The 14,309-nt window shown below is 51.9% G+C and carries 11 protein-coding genes; 1 reads left to right on the forward strand and 10 read right to left on the reverse strand.

What is annotated here, in order from left to right; genetic code table 11:
- Window positions 1-237 precede the first annotated feature (237 nt).
- The 10 genes from CHB92_RS24790 to CHB92_RS24835 all read right to left on the reverse strand — a co-directional run bounded on the left by CHB92_RS24790 (window position 238) and on the right by CHB92_RS24835 (window position 10,722).
- Window positions 238-594, reverse strand: coding sequence for a four-helix bundle copper-binding protein (locus CHB92_RS24790; protein WP_089321933.1), 357 nt, complete (start codon window positions 592-594; stop codon window positions 238-240).
- A 78-nt stretch (window positions 595-672) separates the two neighbouring features.
- A complete protein-coding gene (locus CHB92_RS24795; protein WP_089321934.1) occupies window positions 673-879 on the reverse strand; it encodes an SHOCT domain-containing protein in 207 nt (68 codons plus the stop codon).
- Window positions 880-1,064: 185 nt separating this feature from the next.
- The gene (locus CHB92_RS24800) at window positions 1,065-1,409 is read right to left on the reverse strand and encodes a hypothetical protein (RefSeq protein ID WP_089321935.1); all 345 of its coding nucleotides are present in this window, start codon (window positions 1,407-1,409) and stop codon (window positions 1,065-1,067) included.
- Between the two features lie 130 nt (window positions 1,410-1,539).
- Window positions 1,540-2,094, reverse strand: a complete 555-nt coding sequence (locus CHB92_RS24805) for a helix-turn-helix domain-containing protein (protein ID WP_089321936.1) — start codon at window positions 2,092-2,094, stop codon at window positions 1,540-1,542.
- 204 nt (window positions 2,095-2,298) lie between these two features.
- Window positions 2,299-2,673, reverse strand: coding sequence for a heavy-metal-associated domain-containing protein (locus CHB92_RS24810; protein ID WP_089321937.1), 375 nt, complete (start codon window positions 2,671-2,673; stop codon window positions 2,299-2,301).
- A gap of 41 nt (window positions 2,674-2,714) precedes the next feature.
- Window positions 2,715-3,317, reverse strand: coding sequence for a DUF3347 domain-containing protein (locus tag CHB92_RS24815; protein ID WP_089321938.1), 603 nt, complete (start codon window positions 3,315-3,317; stop codon window positions 2,715-2,717).
- Window positions 3,318-3,345: 28 nt separating this feature from the next.
- The gene (locus CHB92_RS24820) at window positions 3,346-5,124 is read right to left on the reverse strand and encodes an efflux RND transporter periplasmic adaptor subunit (RefSeq protein ID WP_089321939.1); all 1,779 of its coding nucleotides are present in this window, start codon (window positions 5,122-5,124) and stop codon (window positions 3,346-3,348) included.
- Window positions 5,105-6,406, reverse strand: coding sequence for a TolC family protein (locus tag CHB92_RS24825; protein ID WP_179223156.1), 1,302 nt, complete (start codon window positions 6,404-6,406; stop codon window positions 5,105-5,107). The genes CHB92_RS24820 and CHB92_RS24825 overlap by 20 nt, the downstream gene beginning before the upstream one ends.
- Window positions 6,403-10,227, reverse strand: a complete 3,825-nt coding sequence (locus CHB92_RS24830; RefSeq protein WP_089321941.1) for an efflux RND transporter permease subunit — start codon at window positions 10,225-10,227, stop codon at window positions 6,403-6,405. The genes CHB92_RS24825 and CHB92_RS24830 overlap by 4 nt, the downstream gene beginning before the upstream one ends.
- A gap of 105 nt (window positions 10,228-10,332) precedes the next feature.
- Window positions 10,333-10,722 (reverse strand): HYC_CC_PP family protein, encoded by a 390-nt coding sequence (locus CHB92_RS24835; protein ID WP_144266395.1) that lies wholly within the window; start codon window positions 10,720-10,722, stop codon window positions 10,333-10,335.
- A gap of 843 nt (window positions 10,723-11,565) precedes the next feature.
- On the opposite strand from CHB92_RS24835, the gene CHB92_RS24840 reads away from it, so the two are divergent.
- Window positions 11,566-13,065, forward strand: coding sequence for a trypsin-like peptidase domain-containing protein (locus CHB92_RS24840; RefSeq protein ID WP_089321943.1), 1,500 nt, complete (start codon window positions 11,566-11,568; stop codon window positions 13,063-13,065).
- The last annotated feature ends 1,244 nt before the right edge of the window (window positions 13,066-14,309 follow it).

The raw sequence follows: 14,309 nt of genomic DNA on the forward strand, positions 1-14,309 counted from the left end.
ACCCCAGGGCGGAATCAAAAGCTTAGTAAAAACTGCCCTAGCTCTGCTCATTACTTGTACGCAGTGCTAACCAGTATATCTGTAAGAACGGCATATGCTTTACTACCTGGTTGTAATGGCTGGACCTGAACTTGCTTTTATCGTGAGTGACTGTGAGGTTTACTGTACTGGCACCCCTTGGAAAAGGCCTGCCCATCTAGAGCAGGCCTTTTTCTATGGCACAAACGGGGAGAAAGCTTATGCGCCTACGCCTTTAAAGTTTCTGCAGGCCTCCTCACACTCACGGCAGATCTTAGCACAGGCCTTGCACTCCTGCTCTTTATCCGTGTTGTTCTCGCAAGTGTCGGCACACTGCTTGCATATCTCCGCGCAGAGTTCTACCATCTGCCTGGCAAAGGCTGAGTTCGAGGCTACAAAGCTTGCAGTAACGCGGCAAACCCTGGCGCAGTCCCTACAGGCCCGGAGAGCGCGGACCAAGTCATCAGTCCTATCGTTTTCCAAACACATGTCAAAGCAGTGGTCGCACTCGTCGGCGCATTGCGCCAGGATGCGAAGCAGGTCTTTGTTCGGGCTGTTGTTGTGATTGTGATTCATAGTTTTTGTTTTTGGTTAAAAAGAATAGGTTAAAATATAAATGAAAAGCCTGCCTGCTTAGACAGGCTTTAGGTAATGCTATCTGTTTTTTAAGTCCCGCTCCAGTACTTGTTTGCGCTCTTCGTATGCCTCAGTACTCATTTCAAAGGAGGCATATTTCTTTCGTAGTATATCCAGTGGGTTTTCCTTTGCACGGTCCTTAGAGGAGAACAACTCGTAGAGGAGTATAAACACCACCCCTGCGAAAAGAAGTGTGCATAAGAAACCAAATCCGAAAAATTCCATTTTTATAATTCTTTGAGTTTAACACTGTTGTTTATGTCGCTTGTCTCGCTATGGCACTGGCTTTTTAGGGCCGGTAGGGGCGCCCAGACAAACAACTAAAACCAGCGCCCCCTGTACTTATTCCCTTGTAAATGCCGCCCGTTCACGAGGCATCCACTCTGGCTCTGCAGCCTGCACTCACTTTATTAGAGCTTCTGGGTCTCCGGCGCTGTAGCTTTCTTATTGCCTTCGCCCATCATTCCGTGCATGTCGCACTTGGAAGAAGATTCTTTCATAGAGGCCATCATGTTGGCACACATCTCTTTCATCTCCTTGCTTTCCATCATGGCCATACATCCTTCCATATCTTTCGCCATCATGGTCATGCAGTCTTTCATCTGGGCCTCGTCCTGCATCATACCCATGCAGCCGGACCTCTTGCCTTTGTCTTCCTGCTGCGGTTTGTTCCCCTGCGAGAACACGTTGAACGACACTACCATTAGCAAGGCCACGGAAAGTGCGGCGAGAACCATTTTCATCTTAGTATTCATAATCGGTTTTTTTAAAGGTTGGTTATCTGGATGCTTACCTTAGCATCTTTAGTATAGTAAACCCCAAAAAACCATTATCCGTTGTACAGGATTCCGGATGAAATGTACAAGATCCTGCCTGAGCTATTTCCTAGGAATTTCTCTCCTTCTCCTCAGTGTCCTTGTACTCATTGACTGTCATACCGGTGATAGCCTTAAACTGGTTGGAAAGATGGTGCACACTGCTATAGCCTAGCTTACGGGCAATTTCGCTTAGGTTCATATCCCCGTACTCCAATAACTCCTTTACCTTACCGATTTTCTGAAGGATGATAAACTTCTCAATTGTCACACCCTCTCGTTTCGAGAATATTTTACTCAGGCTACTGTAGGATTGTCCGATTCTCTCTGCGATGTAATCCGAGTTGCGGAGGTTGTTGGTTGTTTCTCTTCCATGCACAAGGTCCAGCACGGCCAGCTTGACCTGCTCTACCACCAGCTCGTCCTTGTCCTGAATCATCTCAAAGTCATGCTTTTCCAACACTTGTTTGATAGCTGCCATGTCCACTGGGCCTTGGTCCAGGATTGTGATCTCTCCCAGCTTGTCTATACCAAACTTAACTCCCAGCGCCTCTAGCTCGCTGCTTATCACTGTGATGCAACGAGGGCAGACCATGTTCTTGATCTGGTAAGTTGTTCCTTCCATCGTCTCTGTCTATTGTTTCTCTGTGAAGTTCTCCTCCTTAAGCAATAGGTCCATGTCGTTAATCAGCCGGTCCACATCCTCACCCTGTGTGCCGTCGTAATGCCCCTTACCCCCTGCTTAGAGTTTATGAGCAGACTGGTCTTTGCTTTCTGGTTTACTTGTCACGAAGCAAAAAGGCAGGAGCTTTTTACCCCTGCCCTCTGACTATTTTCTAGTGTACTTGCAGCAACCAGGAAGGCTGTTGTATGCCTCATCCGTTGCCTTAGCCTGTGCTGTGTCGTGTCCTACACTAGCCACCTGCTTCTGGATGTCTGCCTCCGACACTTTCGCCGGGTCATACTTCACTGCCAGGGCTTTTGTCTTCACGTCCCACACTGCTGACTTAACGCCTTCCTGCCCCAGGGCTGCTTTTTCGATACGCTTCTTGCACATCCCGCACTTTCCGTTCACTTCAAATGTAGCACTGGACTGTGCTTTGGCGATTACGGTCTTTTCTGCACTGTTAGTGTCCTGTGCCTGTACTGAAACCATAGTAAAGGAACCGAACATAAGGGCGAGCATCGCGATATTCTTTCTCATGATTGTGTTTGTGTTATAAAGGGTACTAAAATTTAATCTCATTAAATCGTTTCTTCAACAGAGCCGCATCCGGGCATTTTCTGCCCCATAAAAGGATTTCTGACCTGCTCCTCATAGCTTAGCCAGTTGGCGCCTTGGTTGTTCATGGCCATGGGGCAGTGCTGCCAGTAAAGCGGTTTGTCGGTTACATCGTTGTTTTTCACTACCTCATACAGCTGCCGTGATAGCTGGACAAAGGCTTTGCGCTGGGCCTCAATGTCCTGTGCCCCGGCTAGCTGGCTGGCGCTTTCCTTCAGTTGGCTGCGCTGCTCTTCGGTCAGTTCACTCTTCTCCAGGCCTTCCTGCAAATTAGATGCCGCCTGTTGTACCTGCTCGTAATTGTCGTTCACCAGGGCGTTCTTGATGTTCATGTACGCCACAACAAACGCCGGTTCTCCTTCTGTGCTGACAGCGGTTACTGCTTCGTTTTCCTGCATCATGTCCATGTCTTCCACGTGGTCCATTCTTTCCATTTCACCCATGTCGTCAGCCATTTCCATGCCTTCTGCTTCCTCAGCACCCTGTTCGCTGTTACATGCTGATATAAAGGCCACAAACATGATCGCTACGATCATAGAGGTCCATTTTAAATTGTTCTTTCTCATCTTTACTTAACTCTGAGTTATAAAAAAATTATGGTTTGATTACATCTTTCACCTCCCCGCAAGTCAGCATCTCCGGCATGAACGGGTTGCGGATCTCTTCTACCGCGCTTAGCCAGTAAGCATCCACCATGGGGCAGTAATCCACGTAGAGCGTTTGCCGCGCTCCGAAAGCCTCGACTATCTTAATTAAGGGCTGGGACAGGAAAATGAAGTTCTCGCGCTTCCCCTCTATGGTGTCCGCTTCTTTGCTCAACTTAGCGTGCCGGAACAGGAAGGCTTTCTTCTCCTCCCAGAAGTCCTTTGCCTCACCTTTGAGCAGTTTATCGTCCACCCGGTCCAGGGCAACCACTAAGGCGGTGCTGTATTTTGCTATCTCCTTTTCGTCGGCCTCTACCAACGCCTCCTTTAAAAGCAGATAGGCGTCTACCACGTCGTTCAGCTGTTTCTTGAAAGCTGCAGGAACCTGAGCTCTGAAGTCCGCCACATCCCCCTCCACGTATTTGAAGGTGCTGGTCTGTGACAGGTTTGCCTCTACATCGGCTGCTTCAGCTGCTTTAGGGTTCATCATGCTCACCTTGCCCTGGAGCTGAGCTGCCGCATCCACCTGGAACACGCCGTTGGTCACGATCTCCTCCCCGGGCTCCAGTCCGCTGTTCACAACGTACATTCCCCCTGCCTCAGGGCCCAATTCCACCTCCCTGAACTCAAAGGTTGGTTGCTCGAACGCATTGTCCTTTACATAGACCACAGCTCTTTTTCCTGTCCACAGCACAGCCGTCCTCGGAATCATCAGCGCACTGGTAGGCAAATCCAGATCGCTCTGGAGCACGCCCTGCGCAAACATTTCGGGCTTTAGCTTGCCGTTGTTGTTCTGCACCTCCGTCCGCACAGAGGCGGCCCGTGTTTCGGGGTTGATGACCGGGTCTATGAAGGTTACTGTGCTGGTGAACACCTCCCCTGGAAGTGACTGCACGGTGAAGCTAATCTCATCCCCCACCTCAATCCAGGGCAACTCGCTTTCATAGGCGTCGAACGTGACCCACAGGTCATCCAGCCCCGTAACCTGGAACAGGGGCTGGCCCTCGCTGACGTACTCCCCCTCGTTGACGTTCTTGGCTACCACGGTGCCGGACTGGGTGGCGTAAATATTAAAATTATCCTGAAGCTCTCCGCTGTTAACGATGCTCCGGATTTGAGCATCCGACAGGTTCCATAGCTTTAGCTTGCGGACAGCTGACTCATAAAACGAAGGGTTAGTCTCTCTCAGGCGCGCCGCCACCAGCAGTTCCTTTTGCGCCGTGATCAGCTCGGGGGAGTAAATGCTGGCCAGCAACTGGCCCTTTTTTACTTCCTGCCCCGTAAAATTTACATACAACCGCTCTATGCGCCCCGGGAAGCGCGCCGTTATGTCTGACACGGCTGTTTCCTCTGCCTTTACTTTTCCCGGCAGGTATATTTCCTTGGTCGGTTCTGCCTGCTGTACCACCGTGGTCTGCACGTTCGCCAGTTGCAGCGCCTCCTCCGTCATCTGAATCTCGTAGTCGGAAACGACAGCGCCGCCTTCCTGCACAGGGATCAGCTCCATGCCGCAGATCGGGCATAGGCCCGGCTCATCCATCCGTATCTGAGGGTGCATGGCACAGGTCCAGATAGTCCCTTCATCATCCTCTCCGTGCTCATGGGCCAGCTCCGTTTCTTCTTCGGCAGGCTCCTCGGAGCCGCCAAAGAAAAGCCAGCCCAAAAGCAGGCCGAGCGCTAAAAAGCCCAACCCGAAATACCATGTTCTTTTATCTATCTTCTGATTCATATTGGCTTCCCATTAGGTAGTTGATGTTATAAACTTGATTGTTCAGGTTTGTTCTGGCCTCAGCCAATTCCAAGCGGTAGTTGAGCAGCTGGCGCTCCATGCGCAGCACCTCCTCAAAGCTTTTGCTACCGGTGGAGAACTCCTCTTGTAGCAGCGTGAAAGACTCTTCAGCTAACCTGGTCAGCCTTTTGTACAAGGCCACCCTTCTCCGCGCCTCCAGCAGGTCCCTGTACTCCTGCTCCAGCTCTGTCAGTAGCTCGTTCTCAAGGTTTTCTTTTCGGAGCTGCACGGCCTCTTTCTCCAACAGGGCTTCCTTTTGCATGGCCTTGTACTTCTTGCGATAGATAGGAAGCTTAACCCCCACCTGTGGGAAGATAATAGCGTCCTGTCCGTTGTCAGGCAGTTCCACGCCATCCCGTGGCACCACGTTGGTGTAAGTGCCTCCCAGGGTAAAGGAGGGGAGCCCCAGCTTCTCTGCTACCTTTACCTGCTCTTCGTAAACCTGGGCCTGCTCATCCATGTGAAGCAGGCGAGGGTTCTTTGCCAGTAAAACCTGAAAAATCTCTTCCTTCTCCAGCAGCAGCTCTTCCTCCCAGAGGGAATCCGGAAAGGCGACAGGCTCCTCCAGGTCTGTGTTCAGCAGCTGCTCGAACTTTGTTACCAAGGGCTCTTTGCTGTCCACCAGGTACTCGAGCCTGCTCCTCAGCTCCTCTTCCTCTATCTCTACCTGCAGCACGGACGAAAGCCCTGCCTGGTCTGTCTCGAAGTAGGTTTGGGCCAGCTCCTTGAAAGCCTTAAGAATCTCCAGGTTCTCTTCAGTGATCCTGGTCGCCGTCTGCAGGTAGTACAGGTCGTTATAGGTAACCCTTATGTCTCTGTAAAGCTCTACCATGGCCTCGTGGAAGAGGTGGTACTTTACCTTGGCTTTCTGGGCGGCAACCAGTTCCTGGGCCTCCAGTGTCCCAAACCACGGAAACATTTGACTGGCAGAAAAGGTAGCCTTCTGCGCTCCCACACGTGTTTCGATAGGTTGGATGAAGTAGCCAAACGTAACCTGTGGGTCGGGCAGGGTGCCTACCTGGGGTATTTGCTCCAGCGCCGCGAGGTATTGGGTGAACAGGGCCTTGAGCTTAGGGTTGTTTGCCCCCCCTAGCGCCAGGTATTTATCAAGGGGCCGCTCTTCTTGCTGTGCCGGTTCCTGTGCTTGTGAATGCAGTGGCAGCAAGGCAAGAGAGAGGGTAAGCACCCAGGCTTTTAACTTGTTATATCTTTTATCTTTCATGATGCTATGCTTTCTGCTTTTGGTTTTCCCGCCCATTTTCTTTCCTGCCACATGCTGTAGAGCACAGGCACCACGAACATGGTAATGGACTGAATGAACATGCCCCCGAATGTCGGAATGGCCATCGGGATCATAATATCCGAGCCTTTTCCGGTTGAGGTAAGTACTGGTAGCAGGGCAATGATGGTGGTGGCTGTTGTCATCACAGCTGGTCGCACGCGTTGGCTACCCGCCATTACAACTGCTTTGCGAATGGAGTCCCTGTCCGTTGTGTCTTCCCTGGCAAATACCTGCTTGAGGTAAGTTCCCATGAGCACGCCATCGTCTGTAGCCACACCGAAAAGGGCTATAAAGCCCACCCACACGGCCACGCTCAGGTTGATGGGGCGTATCTGAAACACGTCGCGCATGTTCTCCCCGAAGAGGGTGAAGTCCAGGAACCAGGGCTGGTTGTAGAGCCACAGCAGGATAAAGCCTCCTGAGAAAGCCACGAACACGCCCGAGAAGGCCATCAGCGTGGGCTGTACCTCTCCGAACTGAAAGTACAGGAGCAGGAAGATGGCCAGCAGACTGATCGGGATGACAATGGAAAGGGTCTTGGAGGCCCTTAGCTGGTTTTCATAGTTCCCCGCGAACTTGTAGCTCACGCCGGCCGGTACCTCAAACTTCCCGGAGGCGATCTTCTCGCGGATCACTTCCTGTGCGTTCTCCACCACCTCTACCTCTGCAAAGCCCTCCTCCTTATCGAAGATGACATAGCCAAGGAGATAAGTGTCCTCACTTTTGATGTTCTGCGGTCCCTGCACGTAGTTTATCTCCGCCAGCTGCCCCAAGGGCACCTGCGCCCCGGTGGGGGTGGGCACCAGAAGGCCTTTCACGTCCTCGGGATTGTCGCGGAACTCCCGTGCGTAGCGCACCCGCACGGCATAGCGCTCACGCCCCTCCACGGTGGTGGTCATGCCCATACCGCCAATGGCCGCGTTGATGATCCGCTGCACATCGGCAATGGACAGGCCGTAGCGCGCGATTGCCTGACGGTTGATGTCAAACTCCATGTAAGGCTTTCCGACCACGCGGTCTGCGAAAACGGAGGCGTCCTTTACACCGGGGACTTCTTTTAAGATATCCTCCATTTGCAGGCCTACCTCTTCAATAGTCTCCAGGTCAGGTCCGTACACTTTCAGCCCCATGGGTGCCCGCATACCGGTTGATAGCATGATCAGGCGCGTGGCGATCGGCTGCAGTTTCGGGGCCGAGGTCATGCCCGGCAGGTTAGAGACCGCGACGATCTCCTCCCAAATGTCGTCCGGGGACTGGATATGGTCTCGCCACTGGCGGAAGTACTCCCCATCCGGGTCCGGCACCAACAGGGACACGTCCAGGTCCGTGCGGTCCATGGTCTCGGGGTCAAACACCGCGCCGTTTCTGAGCACGTACTGCCCTTCGTCATTCACCTCGAAGGCAACGCGACGCCCGTCCTCATCCCGCACATACTCCGACTTGTAGTTGACCACGTTCTCGAACATGGAGATCGGGGCAGGGTCGAGGGCAGTGGCAGCACGTCCCCACTTGCCGACCGTTACGTCCACCTCGGGAATTGCCGTTACCAACATGTCGAGCTGGCGGATCGTCTCAATGTTCTCCTCCACGCCGGTGTGCGGCATCGTGGAAGGCATCAGCAGGAAAGAGCCCTCGTTCAAAGGCGGCATAAACTCCTCACCAGCTCCCGGGAAAGTCTCACTGACGGCCACCCAGGCACCTGTCTCCCGCACGTTCCATCCCAGCTTCTCAGCACCGGTGGCTACAAAACCAAACACTTTGTCAAAGCCCTGCCAGGCCAGAATACCGAACAGCACGATTCCGATGGGGATGGAGAGGAACTTCCACTTGTTCTCCAGGCACCAGGTCAGTATAGACTGGTAGTAACGGACCATGGAAAGCAGGATGCCCAGCACAAGGGTAATGATACCGGCCACGAATACAAGGTTCGTAAAGTAACTTTGGCCAGCGCCCAGCGGCAGCCACTCTCTGGTTAAGAAGTAAAGAACCCCTGCCAGCACAATACCGATGTTGATGTAATTGGTGTATTGCTTTTTATCTTCAGGCCAGTACGGCTCCAGCAGGTTGTTTATTCCCAGAGCCAGCAGCATAACGCCTGCCCAGGGTACATAGAACAGTACCAGGATGCCTAAGGCAATCAGGCCGAAGTTCCATATCCTCCTGGTTTTGCTCTTGCCAAACTGCAGAGAGAACAGCGCATGGGCAAGGGCGGGGATTATAACGATACCGATAAAGAGGGCCGCTACAAGCGCAAAGGTCTTGGTGAAGGCCAGGGGGCCGAAGAGTTTGCCTTCCTGCCCTGTCATGGCAAAAACCGGAATAAAGCTGATAATGGTGGTGGCCAGCGCCGTCATCACAGCCGAGGCAATCTCTGTAGCCCCTTCGTAGATCACTTCCAGCTTAGAGCGCACCTGGTTCTGCGGCATCTCCAGGTGGCGGATGATGTTTTCGGTAAAGATGACCCCCACGTCCAGCATCACGCCAATGGCAATGGCAATACCCGACAGGGCCACGATATTGGCGTCCACACCGGCATAGCGCATCACAATAAAGGTCATCAGCACCCCGATCGGCAGCAGGCTGGAGATAAGAATGGAGGCGCGTAGGTTCAGCACCAGGACCACCACGACGATGATACTGATCAGGATCTCCAGGGTAAGGGCCTCCTCCAGGGTGCCCAGCGTCTCGTAGATCAGGCCCGTGCGGTCGTAAAAAGGCACTACCGTTACTTTAGAGACGGTACCGTCCGGTAGCACCTTGCTCGGCAGGCCAGGGGCTATCTCCTCAATCTGGTCCTTTACATTATTAATGACTTCTAAAGGGTTGGAGCCGTAACGGGCCACGACCACTCCTCCCGTCGCTTCGGCTCCGCCTTTGTCCAGCCCGCCTCGCCGTGTGGCTGGGCCGAGCTGGACGCGGGCCACATCCTGCAGCCGGATCGGGGTGTTGTTATTCACGGCCACCACCGCCTCTTCCAGGTCATCGATGCTTTCGATATAGCCCAGGCCGCGCACCAAATACTCGGCTTTGTTGAACTCAATGGTGCGGGCTCCCACATCCTGGTTGCTTTCCTGGACGGCCTCCATGATCTGGTTCACGTTCACCCCATGGCTCTTCATGGCGATAGGGTCAATGTCCACCTGGTACTCTTTGATGTAACCGCCTATAGAGGCCACCTCAGAGACGCCCTCAGCTGCCGACAGGGAATACTTCACATAGAAGTCCTGGATGGAGCGGAGCTCCTGCGGGTCCCAGCCACCGGTTGGCTCCCCTGTTTCCGGGTTTCGGCCCTCCAGCGTATACCAGTATACCTGACCAAGCGCCGTGGCATCAGGCCCGAGGGCAGGCTGGACGCCCTCGGGCAAAGTGCCTGCGGGCAGGGAGTTTAACTTCTCTAAAATTCTGGAGCGGCTCCAATAGAACTCCACATCCTCCTCAAAGATGACGTAGATACTCGATACACCGAACATGGAGCTACTGCGGACGGTTTTTACACCCGGGACACCCAGTAGGGAGGTGGTAAGCGGGTAGGTGATTTGGTCCTCGATGTCCTGTGGGGACTTACCCATCCACTCGGTATAAACGATCTGCTGGTTTTCCCCTATGTCCGGAATCGCATCGACCGGCACAGGGTCCCTGGGGATCAGATCGCCCTCCCAGTTAAAGGGAGCCGTGGAAATACCCCAGGCCACAAAGGCAACAGTCAGCAAGGCCGTTACCAGTTTATTCTCTAAGAAAAACCTAATTATTCTGTTAAGCATAGTTGTTTCTTGTTGCAAAGGAATAGACAACGCGGCTCTGCAAAGGCAAAGCCAGCAGCTACAAGCCTTATGTAAAGGCTGTACCTACAAAAGAAAAACTATGTTCTAAATAAGGAATGACTGAACCTTGACGTAGATGTCGGATTCAGCTAAAGGGGGCTGCTTGGAGTGGAATAAAAGTTTTTTGGACGGCTCGTCAAGCAAAAGCGCAAGGCGCAGCTCACTTATTAAATGCACTAGTGTCGCCTGCAGTTGGGGCGTCAGCTTGATAACCTGCTGATCCAACTGAAAGTCATCGTCGACGGACAGATGATCCGTGTCGCTGTTGCAGTCACAGCCTTCAGGCATGTCATGAGGATTGCAGCAGGACTTCTCCGCTTCAGTCCCTACTGAGATGCTTGCCAGCTCCTTTCCACAGAAATGCTTAGTTACAGCAAACCCTGCCGTGCTAAACAGCAAGGACATAACTAAGATGATATGGAATAGGTAGCGCAAGTCTTGTCTTTTAATTTTGTCTGTCCAACGTGCAGGGTCAGGAAAAGGTTTGTTTCTCCTTTATCTGAATGACGGTCACGGAGGATCAGGGACTATGAGTTATACAAAGGTAATGCCAATAAGGGGGCAAAGCAAGTCTTCTGTCCTGCTGATCAGCATGTTCCGTTTAGCTCGCCTGGTTAAAGGCTTGGGCTATTAAACTTAGTATACTAATCAGGTGTGAGCGTCTTAAAGAAAGTACTGCTAAAATACAAGTTTTACAAAGTCGAAACAGGAGCGGGCATTAGAACGAAGATAGGTAGGGTGATTGACTTAGGACGCCAAGATTTTTGGTCACTAAAGGAGGAAGGGCGATCACTGGCTTAGTGTAACATTGCCGGAGACTTAAAAAAAAAGCGTACAGTACCTGATAACCCCGCAAGCACGGATAAACGGACTAGTAACAGCATTGGGTGGAGCAACATAGTTTGCTGCGTATGTGTTCTATTGGAAGCCCACAATACAGACCTTTCTCTGTACGCTTGCCTGCTATAGGAGCGGGAGAAAAGTCCGGCAACAGACATTTTTATCGATAGGCTGTATACCACTTTGTTCATCTTCTTATCTGTTCCTTTGCCGCACGTGAACAGTTACTTGGGCAGAACCATCTGTTTTAGAACAGGAGGATTCCTTAAGATGGCTACAATTACTATAAAGGGAGGCCAAAACCCTCTAAACAGCCTTACGTTATGTAGAGCTTTACTGTCCTGGTCTGCCCCTACCTGTCCGGCAGGCTTGACAAGCGGCTCGTTCTATATAAATTTGCCGGAACTGGTTATCATGAGATGAAAACGTTGATGCAAAATGAAGCAGGCAGCCTTTGCAATCATAATTTCCCTCTTATCTGCTGTACTTGCCATAGCAGGTTATAAGCACTTTGAAGATAGGGAGAAAGCGAAGTATCAATCCGAGCTACCCACCTATGCAGGTATACGCTTTGCCAGCAACCACATACGCCCTGGCTCTGCTCCGGTGAACCCGGACTTTGTACAGGCTGCGTCTTTGGTAGCCCCGGCCGTGGTTCACATCAAAACCTTGTATGAAGGCGAGGACCGCAGATCTGCTAACTCCCTCTACGGTTTCTTTGGCCTTCCCCAGGCACAAACCCCAGTCCGTGGTTCCGGTTCCGGGGTCATCATCTCGCCAGACGGCTACATCGTCACTAACAACCATGTTATAGAGCATGCTGCGGCAATAGAGGTTGTTTTGCCGGATAAACGTGTCTATAAGGCGACCTTAGTTGGCAGAGACCCCAACACCGACCTTGCCCTTTTAAAAGTGGATGGGGCAGACCTGCCAGTTGTACCCTTAGGAAACTCGGACAACGTACAGGTGGGTGAGTGGGTTTTGGCTGTAGGTTACCCTTTATCCCTTAACTCTACGGTAACCGCCGGTATCATCAGTGCCAAGGGAAGAAGCATCGGCATCCTGAACCATCAGGGCCAGGGAAGCTATGAAGACGCCTCTCAGCTTGCTCCCAACACTCCTATTGAGTCCTTTATTCAGACAGACGCAGCCATCAATCCAGGCAACAGCGGTGGCGCTTTGGTGAATGCCAATGGTCAGTTGATCGGTATTAACGCCGCTATCGCCTCCCAGACCGGCAGTTATGCCGGCTACGGTTTTGCCATACCCGTAAACCTCATGCGAAAGGTGGTGAGCGACTTCCGCAAATACGGGGAGGTAAGGCGTGGGTACCTAGGCGTCAGTTTTCCGGCACCGGCTATCGAAGACCAACTATGGCGGGAGCGCGGAATAGATCCTGCCCTGGTGATCGGCGTGTTCATCACAGGAGTACAACCAGGAGGCGCAGCTGCGGTGGCGGGACTGAGAGAGGGAGACATTATTCAGAGCATAGATGGGGTGCGCGTAGCGTCATCGGCCGAACTTTCGGAAAGAATAGCCAGGCACCACCCTGGGGATCAGGTAGAGATCTCCTATTTCCGTGGCGGGCGTACAAGCCGTGTATACGTCAGACTGAAGGGCGAGGAAGAGTATAAGGACGTGACTGAAAGGAACCTGGCGGGCATGCTCGGTGCCGCTTTTGCACCCTTACCAGAAAGCACCAAACGGCAGTACGGCCTACGATCCGGGGTGTACATCACGCAACTGCAAAGAGGGGGCTTCTTCGATTCGGCTGGTATACCCGAGGGTACTGTCATAACGCATTTCAACGGCGTGCCCGTCAACAGTATTTCAGATATAAGCAACGCTCTCCGTGCCTCAAAGGCAGGAGCAGTACGGGTCCATGGCTTTACCCCTGACGGCACCGGCTTTGTGTTTAGTTTTCCACTAGGTACCTAAACAGCGGCAAGGCCTGCACTTAAGGGGCATAACAGCCGGGGGAGAGCTATTGCCTAGGGAATCACAGTAACTGCAGGGCCAATTAAAGACTTATAGAGGCGGTATAAGCAATTTGCACAGGCTCCACTGTATGTTTGTCAGGACTTAGCTTTAGCCTGTCTGTTATGTTTATTACCCCTTGATTTAGCGGTGCTACTATTGGTATCTCCTATTGTTGCCTGATCAGGTGGTACTTCAGAGGGGTTAAGACTCACTTCACTCCCCATAGCCTCTGTCGCCCAAGAATCGCCAGAGAGTGCTTAGCAGCTTAATAGCCGAGCCAGAGGTATGCCTGCTCTTCGTCAGTGAAGTTCTTTAGCATAAAATTTACTCCTCCTAATGCTTCCGCCCGAGTAGATATCGCTTTAAGAGACACTCTGCTAAAGGCCGAGTCTGGTAGGACCCGCCCCAGCTGCTTTAATCCTGATTGAGATAGCAAGCAGAAAAAGGAGGTAGACATCCACTCCTTCACGCCAGGGTCAAGAGTGCCCAAGGCGCGTGTATCAATGACTAGTCTTTCTAGACGCGTTTCTCGAAGTACTTGGCAAAGCTTTGCCCCAACCTGCCTTGCTTCCTGCTCATCTACGGGACGAAGCCACTGCGCCCTCAATAGCTTTCGTTCCAAATCTGCATCTATCTTGCAGTAATCTGTGAGGTAAAGTGTTTTCAAAGGCATTTCTCTTATTAAATTTAGAAAGAAGAAACTATCCAGGTTTTACATTACTACTGACTGCCGATGCAGAAATAAACTCAAAATAGCAAAAATCATACCGCTGCCAATAATTTATTTTCCTCCGACTGTGGGTGCTACTTTAGGGTGCAGGCAACTACGAAAAGGATCAAATAACGTAGAGGAATGAACTGTTTGAGGCGCCAGTTATCTTCCTCTTCCCTGGCCCTGAGATAGTACCTTTACAAACTGTACATAAAAGTATCGCAGCATCGAACGAACAGCTTGAAGGCCGCTGTCTAAAGTTAAAGCGTTCCCTAAGAGCAGTCTGTTATGGCCAATGAGGCTGCTGCTAGCTTTTCCGCGAACTCGCTTCTGCTATCGCTGGCTAACTGTAACCAGTATCTTTTACTATTGGTATATAGCAGCGAATGCAATATATCTAGCAACATGGACAACACAAGAAAGTTTTTCTTCTACCTCTTTGTAATACTCGGCACATTGCTCATCCTGGGCACGATGGGATCACTCGTGG

Origin of the sequence: Pontibacter ummariensis (genome assembly GCF_900188175.1) — a bacterium.
GTDB classification, from domain to species: domain Bacteria; phylum Bacteroidota; class Bacteroidia; order Cytophagales; family Hymenobacteraceae; genus Pontibacter; species Pontibacter ummariensis.